Consider the following 23,168-nt stretch of genomic DNA (forward strand, 5'->3'; position numbering starts at 1 on the left):
TCCGGCGAAACGAGTGTATTACTTACGCTTCATGTGCATCTGGTTAAACGGTTGCTGACCCTTCTTCTGGCCACCGCGCTGCTGTCGCTGACCACCGTTGCGGTTGTTACCGTTACGGTTATTACCGCCAAAACTAGGCTTGCCACCATGGTTGTTGTTCCGTCGCGGCTGCGGCTTCTTGATGTCGCTAGTGTCAAAGTTGGCTTCAGGCGCCTTGTCGGGATCGACAATGGCAAAGTCAACGTTATGCTGTTCAACGTCCACGTTCTCCAGACGTACCCGAATTGGCTGGCCAATACGGTACATTCTGTGAGAACCAGCACCAACCAGCGCCATTTGTTGTTCAACGAACTGGTAGTAGTCGTCGGTCATGTTGCTAATGTGCACTAGGCCTTCGACCGTATTCGGCAGCTGTACGAACATCCCGAAACTCAGAACGGACGAGACCACGGCATCGAATTCCTGGCCCACTTTGTCCTGCATGTATTCGGCCTTCTTGAGGTCGTCAACCGCACGTTCGGTATCGATGCTCCGGCGTTCGGCAGTGGACGTCTGGACCGCGATATCTGGCAGTACCTGCTTCCACTTGGCCTTCACGTCCTCGCTGGTGCTGTGGGCGTACTGGCGAATCATCCGGTGCGCGACCAAGTCGGGGTACCGGCGAATTGGCGAAGTAAAGTGTGAGTAATACTTTGCCGCCAAACCAAAGTGTCCCAGTGGGTCCGGTGAGTAACGCGCCTGCTGCAGGCTCCGCAGCAACTTCACGTTCACCATGGCCTCTTCGGGTGTGCCGGCAACGTCCGTCACCACCTGCTGGAGCATCCGTGGCGTCACGTCTTTGCCCTTCACGTTATGAATCTGAATCCCAAAGGTGGCCAGGAAGTCCATGAATTCCTTCATCGAATCCTTGTCTGGCTGCTCGTGGACACGGTACAGGAACGGCAGGTGAGCATCGTAATAGTGCTTAGCCACCGTTTCGTTTGCGGCCAACATGAAGCTTTCAATCATGCGTTCCGAGGTGCCGCGTTCGCGCAGCACGATGTCGATAGGGTGACCATCATCGTCCACCACAATTTTGGCTTCGTTTTCTTCAAAGTCGATGGCACCGCGCTCATGGCGCATTTTGTATAAAATTTCGTGCAGCTTACCCATCTCGGTCAACATGGGCATCAATTCCTGGTGATCACCCAAAACTGAGGTGTCCCCATCCAGGGCCTTGTTGACGTTATTGTAGGTTAAACGCCCGTGAGAACGGATCACGCTCGGATAGATATCGTGGTTCACCACGTGCCCGTGTGCATCAATTTCCATATCACAGCTCATTGCCAGGCGGTCAACATCAGGTTCAACGAACAAATACCGTTACTCAAACGGAACGGTAGCATCGGAATCACCCGGTCCGTCAGGTAAGTGGACGTCCCACGATCGTAGGCTTCGTCATCAAGCGGCGTGCCCGGCCGGACGTAATAAGATACGTCCGCGATGTGTACACCCAGGTGGAAATTACCGTTGTCGAGGCGCCAAACCGTGACGGCATCGTCAAAGTCTTTGGAGTCATCCCCATCGATGGTCACCACTGCCTGGTCGGTAATGTCGCGGCGGCCGGCCCGGTCCGTATCCAGCACGTGGTCAGGCGTACTTTGCGCCTGATCCAGCACCTCCTGGGGGAAGTTGGCCTTCACGTGGTTGGACATCACGATGCTCATGATGTCGACACCCGGGTCATTCTTGTTTCCCAGGTTCTGGCTCATCATCCCCGTCATGCTTGCTGGATGAACGTTATCCGGGTAGTGGGTGATTTCCACCATCACCATGTCGCCCGCCTGGGGGTGCATGCCGGTGTCTTCAACCAAGATTGGGTACTTGTGAATTTTCTTGTCTGGGCTCGTCACGGTCCCGATAAAACCAGTTTGACGGGCTTCCTTGTCGGGCAGTGGCTGGAATTCGCCCACTAAGGACGTGTACTTGTGACCCGTAACCTTAGTGACTTCACCGTCAGCCCCCCGGGTATCGCCCGGTTTAGCGGGATGGAGGATGTTAATCTCCACCGTGTCCCCGTCAATCGCGTTCTTGGTGTTCGGCGGCGCGATAAACACGTCGGGATCCGTTGAATCCTCGACGCTCACAAAGCCGAAGCCCTTATCGTTACCACGGAAAGTCCCCACGATGACCGCTTTAGGGGCACCCAGCGAGTACAGTTCCTGCTCGTTTTGATGAATAAAGCTATCCTTCATCAAGCCGTTGAGCGCGGTGACCATGTTCTTGATATCGGCACTATCCTTCAACTTGAGAGCTCGTTGTAGCGAAGCGACCGAGTAGTTAACTTGGGCGTTACGTCGAAATAACCCCAGTAATTCATTACGTATGTGACCAACAGTGGTCATGTTCTACCTCCACGTGGGTCCGGATGAATCGGTACCCACTTCTTCTTTTCAAAGTATTTGATTAACAATTTTAAAGTCGCCCCAGAAAGCCCAGCACGTCGCGGCCTAACTGCACCTGACTCCGCGGATCAGCAGTCAGAATGTGATCCGCCTGCGGATACCAGACCAGGGACGCGGGTGCATGACGAAACAAGTGGAGCGATTTGAGTGCCGTACCCGGGGTAATCACCGAGTCTTGACCACCCTGGGCGAAAAATACCGGCACGTGTACGGAGCCGGCAGCCTCAATCGTCGCGTGTGCAAAGTGGCGCAGGGCCTGCCGCTGGGCATCGATTGCCGACGTCACGTCACCGTCAGCCCTTTGGCCCGACTCACGCTCGATGTAATCCACGTAGCCGTGCACGGTCCGCGCAAAGTACGGCGACCCATCCACAAGCGGCGTGGCGAAGGCTCCGCCACCGATTACGTTCGGCATGGTCTCTAAGGCACGCAAAGCAAAGTTGCCACCCATGGACAGCCCAAACGCCGCCACATAATGGTGATTGCGTTGCATAGCAGTAATGGCCGCTTGCGCCTCCCGCCACCAATCGGCGGGATGGTAGTTGAGCGGACCCAACGGGGTTTTCTCCGCATGCCCGCTAAAAATGGGGGCACTCACCGCATAACCGGCCGCGTTGAGGTCACGCGCTAATAAGCGCATGTCCCGACTACTGCCGGTAAACGAATGGAATAAAACTACACCGGGCAAGTCTGGTCGCCCAGGCAAAATAATTGGTTCGGGGTAATTCAGCAAGTGTGGTACTCCTTTCGCGTAAACACCAGTTTAAGTGAAACTCATGGGGGACGAACACCTCGTGCATGTCGGCCCCATACCCAGATGTTTAGTTATGGACGCACCTCTTCCGTTAAACACCCCACTCACCAGACCCGCTATTGCGCAGGTACCGTATCCCTAGCGGACAATATGGACGGAAATTAGCACCGTTAGTATAACAAAAGTCCCCCGGTCATAAACGGGAGACTTCGGTCGTGGCACTTAGTTTAGTGCGAAGCAATGTATGCTAACGCAATGGCCAACCCGAAGAAGACCACACCTAAAACCAACGTGACTTTTTCCATAAATGCTTCAAAGCCCCGGGACTTGGTGTGCCCTGATGGGTCCATTGACCCACCCGAGAGCGCTCAAGGCGTCCTGTTGCTTGGATGGTTGCATCATTACCGCGATAATGATCAGAACTGAGTCCGTGATCAGCAGTGTGGTCAATAGTGATTGCACGATTATTCCTCCGTGTCCGTTCAGAATACTAATAACATGCTACCACAAATGCCTTTGGTTGCATAGATAAAACGGCTCAAGTTTCCTTACAGTTCTAGGTGACTTGTACAAAATATTCTGTCTAAATCTGTAAAGACTAGTCGGCAAGTGGTTGGGCAGCCGCTCCGCCAACCACCTCACGGACGTGAACTTGGCGACTAGTGTCGGTCATCACAACGAGCGTATCCCCCGCACGAATCATGGCCGAACCTTGCGGAACAATGCGGTGCTCGCCTCGGCGAATTTCAACCAGCAGGCTTCCACTCGGCCAGGTGAAGTCACGGACCTGGTGCATGTCCAAAGTTGAACCGGCAAAGACGGGGACTTCAAACGTGACCGGATGGTGGAGGCGACTGAGATTATCCGGAACCGTCATCCGGCTTAGCAACGCGGCATATATCGGCTCCCCGCCAAAGATATCCGTGGTCACGTATGCCACCAACGCCACAACGGCGAGCGGCAACAGGTGTCCCAGGTTGCCAACCATTTCGGTAATTAACAAGATTGCGGTAAACGGGGCCTTACTAATACCGGCAAAGTAACCGGCCATGGCAAAAATCACCAGGTTAATCACGTACTGACGTGGCAGCAATCCCATTCGCGCCATCGCCACCCCGTAAATGGCGCCGATAACGGCACCCAACGTCAAAATGGGAAGAAAGATTCCACCGGGCAGGCCAGAGCCATACGCAATCATCGAGTAAACAAAGCGGACAACGAACAGTAGGCACAGTGCCGACAACACTGGCATTTTCCCGCCTAAGTTCAGAATAACGGCGTTCCCGCCGCCTAACACCCGTGGCATCCAAAACCCTAGTGGAATAATCAGCAATAACGGCACAATGCCGTGCGCCACCCTGGGCAAGGGAATGTGCGCATACCAGCGTGGTAGTGCCAATAACACCACGTTGTACAGGAGCCCGAGTAGTCCCAGGATGATTCCTAACAGCACTAGGTGCCAATACAGGTTAGCCGGTAAGCTGTGCGCGTACGCAATATGTAAGACTGGCGTGAGCCCAAACACCCGCATGGACACGTAATCAGCAGCCACTGCCGACGCCAGACTACTCATCCATACCAACGGGCTAAAGTTGTGGTAAACCTCCTCCAGCACGAACATTACGCCCGCAATTGGTGCATTGAAGCTGCGGCCAATCCTCCGGCCGCGCCGGCCGCAATGAGAACCCGGCGCTCACTGCCGCTTTCATGTCGTCCTGCGGCCACACCTTGGCCAACCGCGGCGCCCAGTTGAATTGAGGGACCCTCACGGCCTAAAAACAGACCGGAGCCAATGGCAAGGACACCCGCAACGAACTTGCGCCATAAAATCCGCCACCAGTGGAACTCCATCGTCCCCTGCAACTGGCCCTCAACTTGGGGGATACCGGAACCGCTAATGTTTGGCTCCTGATGCAGCAGTATGGCCGCAATCACGGTTGTGAGTACCCCAACACCGACTACAACGCCCACGGACAGCAGGTTCGGGTGCATATATACCGACTGAATCCACTTCAACATGGTGGCAATACATAACCGGAACGTTGCGACCACCGTGCCGGATAGAACACCGACCACGAGACCCCAGCCAATAAAATGTAATCGTGAGCCATCAACCAAGCGTCGCATCGTCACCATCATCCCCCATGAAATGTTCAATGATTTTAGTATATGCCTTGCGCGGTAGTTTAGTCGAATAAGTTAGCGAGTTGCTGCGGTAGTGGTTAGCGGCCGCGTTGGTCGAACCGGTAAGCTGCGGATTACCGATCCGACCGACGCGGCCATACGCTACTGTGGAAATTGCTTCTCTGGGCGCGGGACCAGCCCTCCAACCGGAGTCACCCCGCCAGTACGGCCAGAGCCGTCAACCAGAATCACCGCGCAAGTACATCAAGCACCCCGGTCTTAGAGGATGTTTGACCGCAAACAAATAGGCATCCCCGTTACAGTGACGCCCATCATCTATTGGAACAATTATTCGCTGTCAGCAGTAATTACTTTTGCTCACTGCCCATAAACCGGCTAGCAAAGGCTGCAAGCACCGCACCGACTTCTGGTGCCAAAATATAAACCCACAGGTCGCCTAGCGAATTCCCCTGCGCAAACAGCGCTGGGCCGATTGAACGGGCCGGATTCAGCGAAGCGCCAGTGAGGTTCAAAGCAACGATGATGAACAGCGCCAGGCTGACACCAATCACCAAACCAGCAAACTGTCCGTTGCCATGGTCGGCACTTGTCACGTTGAGGATGATGAGAACGAACAAGAACGTCATCAACGCTTCAACTACAATCGCCATCCACGGGTCAATGACCGTGAAGTCCGTCTGGCCCAGGTTGCTAACTGGTTGTCCTAACGCGTTCACGAACAAAGCCACAAACGCGCTGGCCACAATCCCGCCAAAAATCTGAGCGATGATGTAGCCCACTGCGTCTTTGCCACTCATCCGCTTGTTGATCAGCATAGCCGTCGTCACAGCTGGATTAAAGTGGCCGCCGGAGATACCCCCAAAGGCGTACGCCGAAATCGTGATGGCCAACCCAAACGCGAGGGCAATAGTCAAAACCTTGCCGTTAGCGATTACCACCGCACTGGTACCAATTAACACCAATAAAAAAAGTTCCAAGAAATTCTGCCGTATATTTACGCACAACGTTCACTCCTTCCAAAGCTCAATGAAACAATAATTGCAATTTGTGATTGCATATACATATATCATAGCGGATTACACTGGGTCACTACAAGGAATTCGGCGTTATTTATTGCGTTACACTTGACGCACGTGTTTTCGCGTGCAAAGAATCGTTTGCCACGCCCGGCTAACGATAACCCCAGTAATAAATTAAGTCTGCCCCAAAAGCCTAGCGGGACAATGGCATGATGACTTAATATAAAAATATAATTCTTACAAATAATGTTAACCATTCACAAAAGCAGTTTTATTTAGGAGGCCAATATGCCGTCATATAAACACAGCAATTTTAATAAGCATGGTCAAAATAGCCACGGCCAACGTAAGGTAGTCACGACTACTACCGCCCTAGCTACCCTATTCACCCTCGCCAGTGGCATTAGCCAATTCAAATCCACCACCGCTCACACCGTCAAGGCCAGCACGAGCAAGGAACCGAAACGGGGTCCAGTGCTACTTTGCGGGTTGCGTCAAATAGTAGTGCCGCTACTTCCACAGCTACAAGTAGTAGCGCCAGCTCAGCTGCGGACAGTGGTAGTACCGCGGCCGCAGCTACTAGTGACACCACATCTAGTGAGACGTCAGCTACTAGCAGTAGTGCGGACAGCCGCCAAGCTGCCTCGACGGCCACCAGTGACACCGATACGGTTAGTGATCGTTCCGCTGCCATTAGCGCAAACGTCCCTGACAGCAGTAGTGCCGCTACCAACAGCACAAACACCCCGGCCGCCAGTAGCGCTGACGACAACACAACCAAGCCGACAACCAGTAGTGTTAGTGTGAACGATACTGCCACGACAGCCGCTACCAGCAGCACCGCCACTACTAGTCCGGCCTCCAGCGCAACGAGTAGTGCCGCAACTTCCACTCATAACACCGCATCCAGTGGTAGCGTCGCTGTCACCACGGTGAGCGACGCGACATCCTTGACCACCGCTAAGTCTTCAGCAGCAGCCACTTACGCTACAACCGGGGTTAGTCAGGAAGTGGTCGCAATCTCCGCAACAACCGCTACCAGTACCACGGTTAGCCAACCGGTTTTCAGCTCAACTGCTAGCCTGCAAGCATTCATTGAAAGCATCGAGGACGGTGCCATCGCGGGATGGTCAGAATATGGCGTGTTACCGTCAGTCACGGCTGCACAAGCCATTTTGGAGAGTGGCTGGGGTAAATCCTCTCTGTCAACTTTGGCGCACAACCTCTTTGGTATCAAAGCCGATGCTAGTTGGACGGGAAGCTACGTTACTTACCCGACCCAGGAATACGTTAATGGTGCATACGTGACCGTGAACGCCAAGTTCCGTGAGTACGCCACGAATTCTGACAGCGTTCAGGACCACGGCGCATTCCTCGCCGAAAACTCACGGTACAGCAACATTATTGGCAACACAGACTACGCGTCAGTAGTTAACGACTTACAAAGTGATGGCTACGCGACGGATCCAGCATACGCGAGCTCGTTGCTGAGTATCATTCAACAATATAAATTAACTGCGCTCGACACGATTGCGTTTAATAATGAAACTATTAGTGGTCACCCCGCCAACAGTAGCAGCAACTCGTCATCCACGAACACCGCGACTAATGGCGGTACTGGTACGGGGCCGATAAGCACGAATGTGTATTACACCGTGAAGTCTGGCGACACGCTCAGCGCAATTGCCGACCAGTACAGTACCACGGTTGCCACTTTGGCCAGTCTCAACAGTATCAGCAACCCCAACTTGATTCACGTTGGTGACGTCCTGCTCGTTCAAAGGGGTACGAGTAGCTCAACCACCACAGCCAACACGAGTAGCACTAGTACCACGGACACGTATTACACCGTGCGGTCAGGCGACACGCTCAGCGCAATCGCGGCTAGCTACGGAACCACCGTCGCCACTTTGACATCCTGGAACGGGATCAGTAACGCCAACCTCATCATGGTTGGGCAGAGACTACTGGTGACCAAAGGGGCAACCACGACGACGGCCACCAACACCAATTCAACGAGCAGTACGAACGGGCAAAACTACACGGTCAAAGCCGGTGACACGCTTAGCGCGATTGCCAGTAAGTTTGGCACCACTGTTAACACTATCGCCACGTTGAACGGCATCAGTAACGTTAACCTTATTCACGTCGGCCAAGACCTGGTGATTAGCCGCGGAACCACGACGAGTACAAGTTCAACCAGTACCAGCACGGTGACAACTAGTAACACCACCCATACCAGTACTGGCGTAACCTACACGGTCAAGTCCGGCGACACACTGAGCGCGATTGCCGCAAAGTATGACACCACGGTTGCCAGCTTGGCCGCCAGCAACGGCATTCGCAATGCGAACCTGATCACTGTTGGCGAGCAATTGAAGGTCCGTGGCGGTACCACCTCGACGATGACCAACAACACGACCACCACAACCTACACCGTCAAATCCGGCGACACGCTGAGCGCGATTGCTACGAAGTACGGCACGTCCGTCAGCCGCTTGGCCAGCCTTAACAATATTACTAATACCAACTTGATTATCGTCGGCCAAAACTTGCGCATTAAGTAATACCAGGCGTACCAACTGTCCATGCCTAATTAAAGAATAAAAATACACGCTTGATTCAGTAGACTTTCCTCGGAGGGCTTCTACTGGACCGAACGTGTATTTTTTTTACGAATGTTTGGACTTGCGTTCAGGGGATTGTTGATGGCAATAACACATCTAGACACAATCAATAAGAGTTTGATATACCCGTAAAAAGACGCTAAAAACGAACAAATTAATTGGCCATGAAAATCTGTAATTAAATTGTAATATTGCCATTAATTATTACGCGCGCGCGGACCAAAACGTACGTTTGGTCGAGATATCCCCGCCAATTCAATGTTTTAAAAAAACAATATGGTTGTGAAATACGGAACACAAGTGACCACCAATAAATTGGGACGGTCCATTTGGTCAGAAAAGTTAAGAAAGTGCTAACGTGATTCGACTGGATGTTGTACAATTACTTTGACTATTTCTACGCGAAATGAGTTGAGGAGGGAAATCCACATGGAGAAATATAAACACGCATTCACTGGGAACGCGCACGTCCCCGACAAGAACGTTATTGCCACTACATCAACTATCGCCGCAGCTTTGGCTGTTGCTAGCGGACTCGGACTCAATCAGGTTAGTGCGCACACCAACAATGCCAGCGCGGCCACCACTACAAGTGCTTCTAGCGCTGCAACGAGTACCAGCACACTAGCAAACGCCGAAACCAGTAGCAGTGCCGCGGCCGCCACTACGGACCCGACCAACGATAGCCTTAGCACCAGCGCTAGTTCTAGCACCGCTGCAAGCGAAGCTACCAGCACCGCTACGAGTGATGCAAAGAGTCAGGCTTCTAACGCTAGCTCTAGCGAAGCAACCAGCTCAACGGCTACTACTGAGTCCAGTGCTGCTAAGAGCCAGGCTTCTAGCGCTAGCTCCAGCGAAGCTTCTAGCTCAACGGCTACTACTGAGTCCAGTGCCGCTAAGAGCCAGGCTTCTAGCGCTAGCTCCAGTGAAGCAACCAGCTCAGCGGCTACTACTGATTCCAGCGCCGCTAAGAGCCAGGCTTCCAGTGCTAGTTACAGCGAAGCTTCTAGCTCAACGGCTACTACTGACTCTAGTACCGCTAAGAGCCAGGCTTCCAGTGCTAGTTCCAGTGAAGCTTCTAGCTCAACGGCTACTACTGATTCCAGCGCTGCTAAGAGCCAGGCTTCTAGCGCTAGCTCCAGCGAAGCTTCTAGCTCAACGGCTACTACTGAGTCCAGTGCCGCCAAGAGCCAGGCTTCTAGTGCAGATTCAAGCAATGCGACTAGCAGCACCGTGACTACGGTCGTCACCAGCGACATTAGCGTCGTTGATGCCGCCAAGTCAGCGGCCGCTGCGACTTATGCTGCTACTGGCAAAGCACAAACGGTCGTAGCAGTTGCGGATGCTGTCACCGCAGCACAACCGACATTCAGTTCAACGGATCGGCTCCAAGACTTTATTGAGAGCGTCGAATCTGGTGCGATTGCAGGTTGGCAAAAGTACGGGGTACTACCGTCCGTTACGGTAGCCCAGGCCATCTTGGAAAGTGGTTGGGGTTCCTCCTCCCTTTCCACACAGGCACACAACCTCTTTGGTATTAAGGCTGACCCTAGCTGGACTGGTGCCAAAGTTAACTACCCTACTCAGGAATACGTTAACGGCCAGTACGTGACAATCAACGACTACTTCCGGGCCTACGCCAACAACTCTGATAGTGTTGAAGATCACGGTGCCTTCCTTAAGGACAACTCACGGTACAACAACCTGATTGGTAACACTGACTACCGATCAGTGGCCAAAGATTTGCAGGCCGACGGGTACGCAACCGCCCCAACATACGCCCAGTCACTGATTGGACTAATTGAGATGTACAACCTCACTGCTTTGGATAGCATCGCCCTGAGCGGTAACAGCGTGTCCGGCCACGCAACCAGCAGTACGAGTGCCAACACGGCGACTAACAGCGCTACTAATGGCGGTACCGGTGCAGCAGGTTCTGGTAATGGCAATGGCTCAACCAATGGTAACTATTACACGGTACAGTCCGGTGATACACTGTCAGGAATTGCGAACCAGTTTGACACGACGGTTGCCACCTTGGCCCAGTTAAACAGCATCCAAAATGTCAACCTGATTCACCCGGGCGATTCACTCTTGGTCAAGCAAGACACGAACGCCGCTACTACTGCTCCCTCTAGCGCGGCCACGACCACCAAAGCAGCGGCAACCGCACCATCTACCGCTGCTAAGACAGCGGTAGCGACTACGACCGTGGCAACGACAACGTCGACTACACCGACCGCCACAACCGCAAAGACGAGCGTGACTCCGGCTGCAGCCGTCACACCGCAAGTACGCATCTTCGTTGACGCAACTTCCACTACGTCCGACGCAGCCAAGTCTACTGATTCCGATTCAGCAGCAAGCACGACACCAACTAGTAGTGCGGCCGCATCACAGTCCAGCGAAGCACCATCGTCCGCAACAGACACTACGGATAAGACACCGGCTTCCTCTGCGGCCTCTAGTGCTGGTAGTAAAGCAACAGACAAAGCTACTGATGGTACCGGCGCTCCCGCAGTTAAGCCTCTGACGCAAAGTGGCACGCAGGGCGACACCACCTCTCAGTTGGACAACAAGAAACCTGAATCCACGGACGGACCGTCTGCTCAGGTAGTTCAGACAAGCAGTCGTTCATCCCAAGCAACTTACCCCCAGACTAACGACGATACGAATCGCGCTGCGGCCCTTTCCGGCGTTGGGGTCTTCCTCACCCTCTTCGGACTTGGTGCTATTAACAAGAAACGCCGTCAGGACGATTAATTCATTACATTAGTTTAATAATCTTGTATCATGTTTGGCCACGTCGTTGAGCGACGTGGCTTTTTTTTGGCCGTGCTAAAGCATTGACACCCCTGTTTCTAGGCGAAGGGCCCAGGACATGGTACATATCCCGCTCGATCTGACTACGGTGAAACCAGTAAACACTACAGTCTCTCGCACACGCTCAGCGGGTGCCCCGAGTATCAGTGAGTATCTGCTAAAGCACTAACTCTCTGCATAAAAAAAGCGCCCCGTCACCATTTAGGTGACGGGGCGCAGTCGTTAAGGATTAATCAGTGATGAAGTCTGAGACTACTTCACATTCAAGTTCTTAACGTTGTAGAAGGAATCGATCCCACGGTACTTAGCAGACTTGCCAAGCTGGTCTTCGATCCGCATCAACTGGTTGTACTTAGCGATACGGTCAGTCCGGCTCATAGAACCAGTCTTGATCTGACCCGCGTTAGTAGCAACAACCAGGTCGGCAATCGTGGAGTCTTCAGTTTCACCGGAACGGTGGGAAACAACGGCGCTGTAGCCGGCTTCCTTAGCATTTCGATTGCTTCGAAGGTTTCAGTCAAAGTACCGATTTGGTTCAGCTTGATCAGAATGGAGTTAGCAACGCCCATGTCGATACCCTTCTTCAGGTAGTCAGTGTTCGTTACAAACAGGTCATCGCCGACCAACTGAACTTTGTCACCGAGCTTAGCGGTGATCTTCTGCCAGTCTTCCCAGTTGTTTTCATCCAATGGGTCTTCGATGGAAACGATTGGGTACTTGTCAACGAAGCTGGCGATCAAGTCGATGAATTCGTCAGTGGTGTAGTGCTTGTCTGGGTCACTCCAACGCAGAACGTAAGTGCCAGTTTCAGCATCGTACAATTCGGAGGAAGCAACGTCAAAGGCCAAGGCAACATCTTCACCAGGCTTGTAGCCGGCGTTCTTGATGGCTTCAACCAGGATTTCGAAGGCTTCTTCGTTGTCCTTCAGGTTAGGAGCAAAGCCACCTTCGTCACCGACGGAAGTGATGTCACCCTTGGACTTCAGGAGTGCCTGGAGTGCGTGGAATGTTTCGGAACCCATACGGATGGCTTCGCGAACAGTCTTGGCACCAACAGGCATGATCATGAATTCCTGGAAGTCAATCGTGTTAGTGGAGTGTGCACCACCGTTGATAACGTTCATCATTGGTGTTGGTAGCACGTAGCTGTTAGGACCGCCAAGGTATTCGTACAATGGCAGGCCCAGTTCGTCAGCAGCTGCACGAGCAGCAGCCAGGGAAACACTCAAGATAGCGTTAGCGCCCAGCTTGCCCTTGTTAGGAGTACCATCCAGGTCAATCATGGCCTGGTCGATTGCACGCTGGTCGGTAACGTCCATACCGATAACAGCCTTTGCAATCTTGTCGTTAACGTTAGCAACGGCCTTCAGTACACCCTTGCCACCGAAGCGGTCCTTGTCACCGTCACGCAGCTCAACGGCTTCGTGTTCACCAGTGGAAGCACCGGAAGGAACCATACCGCGGCCAAAGCCACCGTCTTCCGTGTACAATTCAGTTTCAACAGTTGGGTTGCCACGGGAGTCCAAGACTTCGCGAGCATAAACATCTGTAATGATAGACATGTATATTGTCTCCTTTTCTGAGTATGACTACATTTTAACTAATCGGTAACACTTAGTCGAGGCATTACCGGGTCGTAACCGAAAATTAGTCTTGGAAGTGAGCCAGGGCCAAGAAGCTTTCTGTCCATGGAAGCGCCACCGACCAAACCGCCGTCGATGTCTTCCTTGCTCATCAGTTCCTTAACGTTAGCAGGCTTAACGGAGCCACCATACTGAATACGAACGTTCTCAGCAGTCTGTTCGTTGTACAGGGAAGCAACCGTCTTACGGATGTGTGCACACATCTCCTGGGCCTGGTCGGCCGTAGCGGTCTTACCAGTACCAATTGCCCAGATTGGTTCGTAGGCAATTACCAGGGAGCTAACCTGTTCAGCAGACAAACCGTCAAGGGCAGCCTTGATCTGACCTGCAACCCAACTCTCTGCGTCGCCGGCTTCGCGCTGTTCCAGCGTTTCACCACAGCAGATAATTGGGAGCATGTTGTTGCGGAAGATGGCCTTAGCCTTCTTGTTGATATCCTCGTCCGTTTCCTTGAAGTACTGGCGACGTTCAGAGTGACCAATCACAACGTAATCAATGCCCATTTCGGAGAGGGCCTTAGGGCTGGTTTCACCAGTAAAGGCACCTTCATCTTCAAAGTAGCAGTTTTCAGCCGCAGTCTTGAGGGGCTCGTCCTTGGAGAACCAAGTCAAAGCGTTCAGGTCAATGGCTGGTGCAGCAATAACAGTTTCTACTTTGCTAGCATCTGGCAGCTTGCCCTTGATACCTTCAAGAAACTCCTGGGTTTCCTGAGGGTTCTTGTTCATCTTCCAGTTACCGGCAATAATTGGGGTACGCATGGATGTAAAACTTCCTTTCGCTTGAACGTGTCGCCGCCTGTGACGGCTACACTAGTCCTACTTGTTCGAAATAGCAGCGATACCTGGCAGTTCCTTACCTTCCAGGTATTCAAGCTAGCACCACCACCAGTGGAAATGTGGGTGATCTTGTCAGCGATGCCCAATTCCTTAGCAGCGGCAGTCGAGTCACCACCACCGATGATCGTAGTTGCATCCTTCAATTCACCGAGAGCCTTACCTACTTCGTAAGTACCCTTAGCAAAGTTGCTCATTTCGAACACACCCATAGGGCCGTTCCAAACGACAGTCTTGGCACCATCAAGTGTCTTCTTGAACAGGTCAATCGACTTGGCACCAATATCAACGGCCATGTAGCCATCAGGAATGTCGCCTTCAACCGTCTGTGCTGGGGAATCGTTGTTGAATTCCTTAACGATGACGTTGTCAACAGGCAGAACCAGCTTGTCGCCGGCTTCTTCCATAATCTGCTTAGCCAGTTCAATCTTGTCCTTTTCAACCAGGGAGTTACCAATCTTCAGACCCTTAGCTGCGTAGAACGTGTAAGTCATACCACCACCAACAATAATCTTGTCAGCCTTAGGTACGAGGTTACGGATAACACCAATCTTGTCAGACACCTTGGCACCACCCAGGATGGCAACGAATGGGTGCTTAGGGTTCTGAACGGCGTCGCCCAAGAACTTGATTTCCTTTTCCATCAGGAAGCCAGCAGCCGTTTGTGGCATGTTGGACGCAATCCCCACGTTGGAGGCGTGAGAACGGTGTGCAGTACCAAAGGCGTCGTTAACGAACAGGTCGCCCAGGCTAGCCCAGTACTTGCCCAATTCAGGGTCGTTACCGGATTCCTTCTTGCCGTCCAAGTCTTCAAAACGGGTGTTTTCCATAACCAGAACGTCGCCGTCGCTCATCTTGTCGATAGCGTCTTCCAGTTCCTTACCGCGAGTAGCTGGGACAAAGGTAACGTCCTTCTTCAGCAAGTCGCCCAGGTGCTCTGCAACTGGACGCAGGCTCAACTTAGCCTTGTCGTCTTCAGTCTTAATACGGCCCAAGTGGGAAAGCAGAATAGCCTTGCCACCATGATCGATTACGTACTGAATAGTTGGCAGAGCGGCAACAACACGGTTGTCATCACCAATCTTACCGTCCTTAATCGGCACGTTAAAGTCCACGCGGATAAGAACCTTCTTGCCCTTGACATCAAGGTCAGAAACAATCAATTTTGCCACGAGATAAAGCCTCCTAAATATATTAGTTAACTATTTTAAGTACCGTCCGCAGTCGCCTACGGACGTGCATACACCACCCGTACCGAAAAAAAAGAAAGCAGAGGGAGTAAACCTCCCTCCGCTCTCGGCAGTGCGGTGTTGCTTATTTATCGCAACGCGCGACTAAATTAAATTAGTCAGCCAGCTTTGCGAAGGCAAGCAGGGTACGAACCATCTGGCAAGTAAAGCCGTATTCGTTGTCGTACCAAGCAACCGTCTTAACCAACTGGTAGTCACCGGCAGTGGTAACTTCAGTCTGGGTTGGGTCGAAGATGGAACCGTAAGTAGTACCGATAACATCGAAGATACGATTTCGTCTTCGTTGTAACCGAAGGATGGGTTGTCAACAGTGTGCTTCTTGATAGCTTCGTTAACTTCGTCAGCAGTAACCTTAGTCTTAAGGATAGAAACCAATTCAGTCAGGGAACCATCAGGAACAGCAACACGCTGTGCGTGACCCTGCAACTTGCCGTTCAGTTCTGGGATAACCAGGCCGATAGCCTTGGCAGCACCAGTGCTGTGAGGAATAGTGTTGTAGGCAGCAGAACGTGCAGCACGCTTGTTACCACCACGTACAGGGGCATCCAGAAGCTTCTGAGTACCAGTGTAGGCGTGGACAGTAGTCATAGTACCTACTTCAAGGCCGAATTCCTGGTTCAGGAAGTAAGCCATAGGTGCCAAGCAGTTAGTCGTGCAAGAACCAGCAGAAACGATCCGGTCGTCAGCAGACAGAGTGTCGTGGTTTACGTTGTAAACGATAGTCTTGATCTTGCCGGCAGGAGCAGAAATCAGGACACGCTTTGCACCAGCGTTGATGTGGGCCTGGGCCTTCTCTTCGGAGGTGTAGAAACCAGTACATTCAAGGACGTAGTCAACACCGTCGTTCTTAACCCAAGGAATGTTGTTTGCGTCTGGTTCAGCGTAAACAGGGTATTCCTTACCATCTACAACGATGGAGTGGTCAGTAGCACTGATCTCGCCAGGGAAAGTACCGTGGGTTGAGTCGTACTTCAGAAGGTGTGCCAACAGTGCTGGAGTAGTCAAGTCGTTGATAGCGACAACTTCAATATCACTGGACTTTGCACCCAATTCGTGAATCCGACGGAAAGCCAAACGGCCGATACGGCCGAAACCGTTGATACCAATCTTAACAGTCATGCCAAAATTTCCTCCTTTAGGAAATAAAAAAAGTTTTATTTTAAAGGGCGTCTAACCCATTAAAATCGATTGTGCAGCACCCGCATCCGTGATTAGCCACGTTTGCTTGGGTGCGTGTTGCATGTACGCCTGAATTGCTTGGGCCTTACTTTGCCCACCAGCAATAGCAAAGACGTACGGAATCTGATCAAGATCCTTAATTCTCAAACCGATTTTCGGGATCTTGTAAACCACGCTGCCATTCGCATCAAAGAAAGTTCCAAATGCTTCGGCGACCGCGTGATGGTCGCGCAACTTCTGCAGAATATCATCCGACATACGTCGGCGTTCCGCCATTGCTAACGCTTCCCCTACACTATGAATGACTACGGAGCTCTTGTCAATGAGTGCTAAAACTTCCTTAACACTCGGCTCATTCAACAATGGTTGGTAGGTCTCCGCACTCACATTTTCCGGGATGTACAACACCCGGTAAGTGCCGCCGGTCGACTGTGCCATCGCCGCCGCAACTGAGTTGGCCTGAATGGCAACCGTCTCACCTACACCGCCACGAGCAGGGACAAAGGTTAACTCCCGCCCCGCAGACAGCTGGTAATTCATCCGACTGGCCGCACGGGCAAGCGTGGTGCCACCCATGACGGCAATAATCTGCTCGCCCAAGGGCAACATGAGTTGCATCGTTTGTGCCAGCGCCGTGCCCATATCGTCAAGCACCCGCGCGCTTTGATCAGCATCCCCCGGCACAATCAGTACATGGTCGATACCCAAGCGTTCAGCCAACTGTTTCTCGCTGTCCTGAACTCCCAGCATCTCGTTCATGAATTGATCCATACTTGCAAAGACGTCCCGGCCCCGTGCGGTCATCACCACACCACTCTTCGAGCTGTCCAGGAGCCCCTGCTGCCGGAGAAAATCAATGTCCGTGCGCATTATTCGTTCCGATACGTGCATCTGGTCGGCAAGTGACCGTCTCCCCACCGGTTCCATCCAACTAACGTACTGAAGAATCTGATAGCGTTTCGTCACCATCGCGACCATATCGGGGGCGATTGATTCCAGCCATGCGAATTCTGAGTTCATTATGCGTTCCTTCTTCGAGTGGGACGTTATGCGTCCAATAGGCCCAAATTATGACCCATCGTTAGCAAAAAAAATTAAGGATTACCGGTCTGTATCCGCTCTCCTTACCAACGATTATTATTATAGCACGCCCGCCACCATAATCAAGCTTTTGCCGGTCAAAGCCGCTCATAAACACGCAAAGATTCGTCTTTACGTAAACTTTGTCCCCATATTCAAAAAAATAGTTCGTGTTTAATGGTACAAGTGGGGGCTTAATCGGCCATTTTGCCATTTTGAAGTTCGTTCAACCACTAATGCTGATTTAATAATTGGTCAATTCCCGCCAAGCGGGTCTCTCAGCGTCCCTAACAACAAATAGTGAGCAAAGAAAAAGCACCGCCAATGAGCGGTGCCCTGCGCTAACAACCCACAAGTGGATTGTTAACCGTGACTACTACTGATCGTTATTCTTGTTGATAAGAATGTCATCAATCAGACCGTAATCCTTCGCTTCCTGAGCGGACAGGTAGTGGTCGCGTTCAGTATCTGCACGGACCGTTTCGATGTCCTTGCCAGAAGCATCAGCCAACATCTTAGTCAGCTTTTCCCGAGCCTTCAAAATTTGCTGTGCGGCAATTTCGATTTCGGTTTGCTGGCCCTGTGCACCACCTAATGGTTGGTGAATCAGAACTTCGGAGTTAGGTAAGGCAAAGCGCTTGCCCTTCGTCCCGCATGCCAACAATACGCTGGCCATTGATGCGGCCATGCCGATAGCGATGGTCTGAACATCAGACTTGATGAAGTTCATCGTGTCCAAAATTGCCAGCCCGGAAGTAATGACCCCACCTGGTGAGTTAATGTACAGGTAAATGTCCTTCGTGTTGTCCTGGGCATCCAGGAACAGCAACTGTGCAATGATGGAATTTGCCATCTGGTCGTTAATTTCACCAGACAGCATGATAATCCGGTCCTTTAACAGACGGGAATAAATGTCGTAGGCGCGTTCGCCACGACTAGTTTGCTCAATAACTGTAGGTACAAGCATGGTTTGTCCCCCTTTGGTTGATAACCTTTATTTTAGCACTAATCGGAATACAGTGCTAAGACTACACTAAACGTCAGCAAAGGTCAAACGTTTAGTACGCAAAATTTGTACTTGCGAAGTGATGGATTGTGCGACAAAAAAAAGCCCGATTGCGCGGACTTTTTTCTTTGTACTACCTTGTGTTAAATACCTCTATACTGCGCAGCCCGGGAGTCGAACCCGGATTTCGAGAACCGGAATCTCACGTGCGATCCATTACACTAACCGCGCAAAAGTACTTAACTATATTATCGAACAAACAAGCAAAATGCAACCGTGTATTGCAATTAAGTTGCTCATAAATCAAAAACCACAACTCTACGCGATTAAGCCCCTTCGTTACGAACCCGGTCCGCCATTTCGTTAAGCTTACGTAGCCGGTGGTTGATTCCCGATTTTGAAATGACACCGCCCGGAGCCATTTCGCCCAACTCTTGTAGCGATACGTCGGGATGAGCGAGGCGCAAAGTGGCCGTTTCACGCAAGCGTGGCGGCAGGTTATCCAGTCCCACGCGTTCCTCCAGAAAATTAATGTTCTCAATCTGCCGTTGCGCGGCATCAATCATTTTGTTCAGGTTGGCTGTCTCACTGTTCACCAGCCGGTTGACCGAATTACGCATGTCGCGGATAATCCGGACGTCTTCAAACTTCAACATGGCGTTCGTCGCACCCACAACGTTGAGAAAGTCGGCAATTTTTTTTCCGCCTCTTTGAGGTAAGCAATATAGCCACTGCGCCGCTGCACCGCACGCGCGTTGAGATCAAAGTGGTTCATCATCGCCAGAATGTCATCGTTATGATCCTCATAGAGTGAATATATTTCCAGGTGGTAACTACTGGTCTCGGGATTATTGACGGAGCCCCCGGCCAGAAAGGCCCCGCGCAAATACGACCGCATGCGTTGCGGCTCCGAAGTAATTTTTGGTGACACAGCGGTGTTAATGGTTAACCCCGTCGCATCAAGGATATCCATATCCTGCAACATGGGCTGTACCCCTTGCACCAACCGCACGACGTACTGATTATTCTTCTTCAGCTTCATCTTACGTCGTACACTAAGCGTAGCCTCTTGCTGATAGACCTGCTTAATGAGCGAATAAATTCGACGAGCGATGGCCGGATTTTCAGTCACGACGTCCAACCCCAGCTGGTGCCGAATAATCGTCAGCGTTCCGTTCATACGAATTAACGCGGACAGCTCCGCCTTGGCGTGCTCCGGGTGCACCTCAAGTTGCGTTAGTTCCTTCTTAACCGTACTGGCAAAACTTGCCACGGGATCAGCCCCTTCGCTGCGAACCCACCTGCAAAGCTAGGTTCAAGATTTCTGTTGCTACCTTCCGCCCATCGTGGAACACGCCCCCATCGCGTAACTCCAGAAAGTCGGAGGAAATAACCCGGCAGCCCATCGAGCGCAAACTCGCGTAGTCAGACTGCACCGGCGTGGATATTTCCACGTACCGATCGCGATCCAAGTAGTTTGCTGGCACCGGTTCAATGTTCACCAAAACTGTGTCCACAAACTTCTTCCCCAGGTGACGCTCCAATACGCGGACATGATCGGCGTCCGTGAAGCCCTCAGTCTCACCCTTTTGCGTCATGATGTTGACGATATAAATCACTTCGGCTTTGGTCTTAAGGACCGCGTCCCCTAAATTATGAATCATCAGGTTCGGCAAAATGCTCGTGAACAGACTACCCGGTCCTAAGACCACCACGTCGGCATCCATGATGGCCTGAACAACTTCTGGCTCCGCTGCCGGTGTCTCACCGTGCGCGGGGCCTCATAGGTTTGGGTTACCCAGACGCGCCGAATGTGCTTGCCGGCGGCGGTGATTTCAGCCTCACCGGCTAGCGTAGTCCCGTCAGTAAACTCTGCATTAAGCGTCAACGCCTGCTTACTTGCGGGGTAGACGTGGCCGTCGACCTTTAAAATCTTACTCAGTTCCTGTACCGCGCCAAAGACGCCGCCGCGCATCTCAGCCAGAGCAGCGATAATCAGGTTGCCCAACGCATGGCCGCTAAAAAAACGCGTCATCGCTTTTGAAGCGGTACTGAAACAGGTCGAGGTACAAATCTGGCTGCTCGGATAACGCAGCCAACACGTTCCGGATATCGCCAGGCGGCACCACGTTAATGTAGTTACGAATAACGCCGCTCGAACCACCATCATCCGCGACGGTTACCACCGCCGTCACGTCCGCATCTTGCTCGTGGAGACTCTTCACGATGACCGGCAAACCAGTCCCACCACCAATCACAACGACTTTGGGCCGGCGACCGTGAATCACGCGTAACTTTGACTCTATTTCGCTCATGACCGGTTCACCCCCTCCTTGTGTTTATGCACGTCCCGGTGCGATACGTCCACAGTGTACTGCTCCTTGAGGTGCTCCCCAATCCGGCGGGCAAAGGCGACGCTGCGGTGCTGGCCACCCGTGCACCCAATCGCAATCGTCAGGCTGGTCTTACCCTCCTTGACGTACGCCGGCATGATGGTATCCAGCATCGTCACGTATTGCTGGTAAAACTGCTCGGCCAACGGGTTACCCATGACGTAATCATATACACCTTGATCCAATCCCGTGTGCTGCTTCAGTTCGGGAATGTAGAAAGGATTCGGCAGGAACCGCACGTCCATCACGATATCCGCATCGATGGGCAAACCGTATTTAAAGCCAAAGCTCATGACCTCAACGTGGAAAGTGGTCTGCTTCTGCGTTTTAAATTCCGTGAAGAGCCGCTCCCGCAACTCACGGGGCGTCATCGTGGTCGTATCAATGACAATATCGGCGTGGTGCTTAAGGTCAGCCAATAAATCCCGCTCCTTGGTAATGCCGTCCATGAGGCGTCCGTCCATTGCCAGCGGGTGGGAGCGCCGCGTCTCTTTATACCGTGAAACCAACTCGCTGTCGGTAGCGTCCAGAAAGACTATCCGGAGCGTTAACCCCGGCTTATCGCGCATGTCGACGAGAATGTCACCCATCTGGTCGTAAAATGCGCGGCTCCGCAGGTCGACAACCAACGCGACTTTGCTAACCTTACCCGTCTGCTGCATTAACTCCCAGAATTTAGGCATCAATGCTGGCGGCATGTTATCGACGCAAAAGTAACCGAGGTCCTCGAAACTTTGCATGGCCACCGTCTTGCCGGCACCAGACATCCCCGAAATGATGACAATTTCCATTTTTTTCTGCCAAGTTCATTTCCTCCGTATCTATCCGTCCCATAGTATACCAAATAAACCGCGTGACTACTGGAATACTCGCGGCCAGCGCACCCATAACAGTTAGTGCAACCGAATAATTAACGCGACAAGAAGGCCACCACCCGTCAGTATTAACCCTACGGATGGTGGCCGAATTCACATTAATTTTGACTAACGGGCCCGGGCAAACGCCACCACGATGGCGTTGATCCCAAAGATGATGAGATAAATGGACACGATGCTGGCCAGGGAGACGGCGGCCAGCACTGGTTGCATAAACAGCAACAGCGCGAAGAATAGCGTCAGTACGTCCAGAATAATGGAAACAAGCATCCAACCCATCCCGAAGCCGCGGAGGTGCCCCACGTTCAGTAAGTTGGTGACCGAATCGATGAGGAACCACGCGGCGAACAGCGCGGTTAGGCCGGCAATACCGGCGGGCACGTTGAACAGAAACAGAACTCCCAGAACGAGGTCAATCACACCAGAGAGCAGTGACAACCACGAGAGGCGGGGATTAAATTCCCGCAGGTGGGTGAAACCGGCCAGGATGGTGATACCCCGAATAATAGCGATGCTAGCAAATAACAACGTCAAAGTAACCAAGCCAATTTGCGGATGACGGATAAAGAAGACGCCCGCGACAATGAATAGTACCCCGGTAAGCAATTCGCCCCAGTCGAAGCCCCAGGCCCTGCGTGTGTTGAACATAACGATCCCTCCAATTTACCTTTTGCCTTTACTAGCATTGTGCAGGTATTGGGGGGAAAAGGCAAGAGAGAGCGCAGCCCCGCGGTTAGAAACCAGAGTATAAGTAAGACCGGGCTAGAATCCCGCTCTTGGATTCTTGTCCGGTTTTACTTATACGTCGGTTTCTGCGGGGCGGAGCTCGTTTAGAAGACAGAGAGCGCAGCAGGCCGTTTAGAAAGCAGAGTATAAGCAGACCCGGACGAGAATCCCGCTCTTGGATTCTTGTTCGGGTCTGCTTATATGTCGCTTTCTGGCCTGCGGAGCTCGTTTTAATAAGCACGACTAACGCAGGAGCGCCGCAGCATCCCCAGCAATTTACCGTGAGTGTACAGTTGTGCTTTTGGTGCTAATAACTTCCGTGTCGCTTTCTGTGAAGCTACACTCGTTTGAACACACAGCCCCACCCCAAG

The 23,168-nt window shown here is 52.2% G+C and carries 7 protein-coding genes, 1 tRNA gene and 10 pseudogenes; 2 read left to right on the top strand and 16 right to left on the bottom strand.

What is annotated here, in order from left to right; genetic code table 11:
• Positions 1 to 18 precede the first annotated feature (18 nt).
• The 5 genes and pseudogenes from rnr to JCM12539_RS07135 form a co-directional block, all read right to left on the bottom strand.
• Positions 19 to 2,384: pseudogene (rnr, locus tag JCM12539_RS07115) on the bottom strand (ribonuclease R).
• 70 nt (positions 2,385 to 2,454) lie between these two features.
• On the bottom strand, positions 2,455 to 3,177 hold the full coding sequence (locus tag JCM12539_RS07120; RefSeq protein ID WP_054650335.1) for an alpha/beta hydrolase: 723 nt from the start codon (positions 3,175 to 3,177) through the stop codon (positions 2,455 to 2,457).
• A 248-nt stretch (positions 3,178 to 3,425) separates the two neighbouring features.
• Positions 3,426 to 3,660: pseudogene (secG, locus tag JCM12539_RS07125) on the bottom strand (preprotein translocase subunit SecG).
• A gap of 136 nt (positions 3,661 to 3,796) precedes the next feature.
• Positions 3,797 to 5,337: pseudogene (locus JCM12539_RS07130) on the bottom strand (ClC family H(+)/Cl(-) exchange transporter).
• A gap of 353 nt (positions 5,338 to 5,690) precedes the next feature.
• Positions 5,691 to 6,345: pseudogene (locus tag JCM12539_RS07135) on the bottom strand (MIP/aquaporin family protein).
• Between the two features lie 499 nt (positions 6,346 to 6,844).
• Between JCM12539_RS07135 and JCM12539_RS07140 the strand changes: the two are divergent.
• Together JCM12539_RS07140 and JCM12539_RS07145 are read left to right on the top strand one after the other, a co-directional pair.
• The gene (locus JCM12539_RS07140; protein WP_156302125.1) at positions 6,845 to 8,929 is read left to right on the top strand and encodes a LysM peptidoglycan-binding domain-containing protein; all 2,085 of its coding nucleotides are present in this window, start codon (positions 6,845 to 6,847) and stop codon (positions 8,927 to 8,929) included.
• 489 nt (positions 8,930 to 9,418) lie between these two features.
• Complete coding sequence (locus JCM12539_RS07145) at positions 9,419 to 11,752, top strand: glucosaminidase domain-containing protein (protein WP_054650337.1); 2,334 nt, start codon at positions 9,419 to 9,421, stop codon at positions 11,750 to 11,752.
• Between the two features lie 312 nt (positions 11,753 to 12,064).
• Here the strand turns inward: JCM12539_RS07145 and eno are convergent.
• The 11 genes and pseudogenes from eno to JCM12539_RS07200 all read right to left on the bottom strand — a co-directional run bounded on the left by eno (position 12,065) and on the right by JCM12539_RS07200 (position 22,719).
• A pseudogene (gene eno / locus JCM12539_RS07150) lies at positions 12,065 to 13,374 on the bottom strand (phosphopyruvate hydratase).
• Positions 13,375 to 13,459: 85 nt separating this feature from the next.
• Positions 13,460 to 14,213: pseudogene (tpiA, locus tag JCM12539_RS07155) on the bottom strand (triose-phosphate isomerase).
• Positions 14,214 to 14,270: 57 nt separating this feature from the next.
• Positions 14,271 to 15,460 (bottom strand): annotated as a pseudogene (locus tag JCM12539_RS07160) (phosphoglycerate kinase).
• A gap of 172 nt (positions 15,461 to 15,632) precedes the next feature.
• Positions 15,633 to 16,657: pseudogene (gene gap, locus JCM12539_RS07165) on the bottom strand (type I glyceraldehyde-3-phosphate dehydrogenase).
• 51 nt (positions 16,658 to 16,708) lie between these two features.
• On the bottom strand, positions 16,709 to 17,737 hold the full coding sequence (locus JCM12539_RS07170) for a sugar-binding transcriptional regulator (RefSeq protein ID WP_054650339.1): 1,029 nt from the start codon (positions 17,735 to 17,737) through the stop codon (positions 16,709 to 16,711).
• Between the two features lie 436 nt (positions 17,738 to 18,173).
• Entirely contained in the window at positions 18,174 to 18,764 is a 591-nt protein-coding gene (clpP, locus tag JCM12539_RS07175; RefSeq protein ID WP_054650341.1) for an ATP-dependent Clp endopeptidase proteolytic subunit ClpP, read from the bottom strand.
• Between the two features lie 198 nt (positions 18,765 to 18,962).
• Positions 18,963 to 19,034, bottom strand: a tRNA-Arg gene (locus tag JCM12539_RS07180).
• 95 nt (positions 19,035 to 19,129) lie between these two features.
• Positions 19,130 to 20,076, bottom strand: a pseudogene (gene whiA / locus JCM12539_RS07185) (DNA-binding protein WhiA).
• Positions 20,077 to 20,080: 4 nt separating this feature from the next.
• Positions 20,081 to 21,118 (bottom strand): annotated as a pseudogene (mgfK, locus tag JCM12539_RS07190) (gluconeogenesis morphogenetic factor MgfK).
• Complete coding sequence (rapZ, locus tag JCM12539_RS07195; protein WP_054650343.1) at positions 21,115 to 21,987, bottom strand: RNase adapter RapZ; 873 nt, start codon at positions 21,985 to 21,987, stop codon at positions 21,115 to 21,117. The pseudogene mgfK and the gene rapZ overlap by 4 nt, the downstream one beginning before the upstream one ends.
• 192 nt (positions 21,988 to 22,179) lie before the next feature.
• Positions 22,180 to 22,719: an HdeD family acid-resistance protein gene (locus JCM12539_RS07200; protein ID WP_054650344.1), complete on the bottom strand. Its 540-nt coding sequence runs from the start codon at positions 22,717 to 22,719 to the stop codon at positions 22,180 to 22,182.
• Positions 22,720 to 23,168 lie beyond the last annotated feature (449 nt).

Source organism: Lacticaseibacillus pantheris DSM 15945 = JCM 12539 = NBRC 106106, assembly GCF_001311175.1.
GTDB classification, from domain to species: Bacteria; Bacillota; Bacilli; order Lactobacillales; family Lactobacillaceae; genus Lacticaseibacillus; species Lacticaseibacillus pantheris.

What these genes read in the sequence shown, in the direction of transcription:
- JCM12539_RS07145 (WP_054650337.1), top strand. Translation starts at nt 9,419, where the DNA reads ATGGAGAAATATAAACACGCATTCACTGGGAACGCGCACGTCCCCGAC.
- JCM12539_RS07170 (WP_054650339.1), bottom strand. Translation starts at nt 17,737, where the DNA reads ATGAACTCAGAATTCGCATGGCTGGAATCAATCGCCCCCGATATGGTC.
- clpP (WP_054650341.1), bottom strand. Translation starts at nt 18,764, where the DNA reads ATGCTTGTACCTACAGTTATTGAGCAAACTAGTCGTGGCGAACGCGCC.
- rapZ (WP_054650343.1), bottom strand. Translation starts at nt 21,987, where the DNA reads ATGGAAATTGTCATCATTTCGGGGATGTCTGGTGCCGGCAAGACGGTG.
- JCM12539_RS07200 (WP_054650344.1), bottom strand. Translation starts at nt 22,719, where the DNA reads ATGTTCAACACACGCAGGGCCTGGGGCTTCGACTGGGGCGAATTGCTT.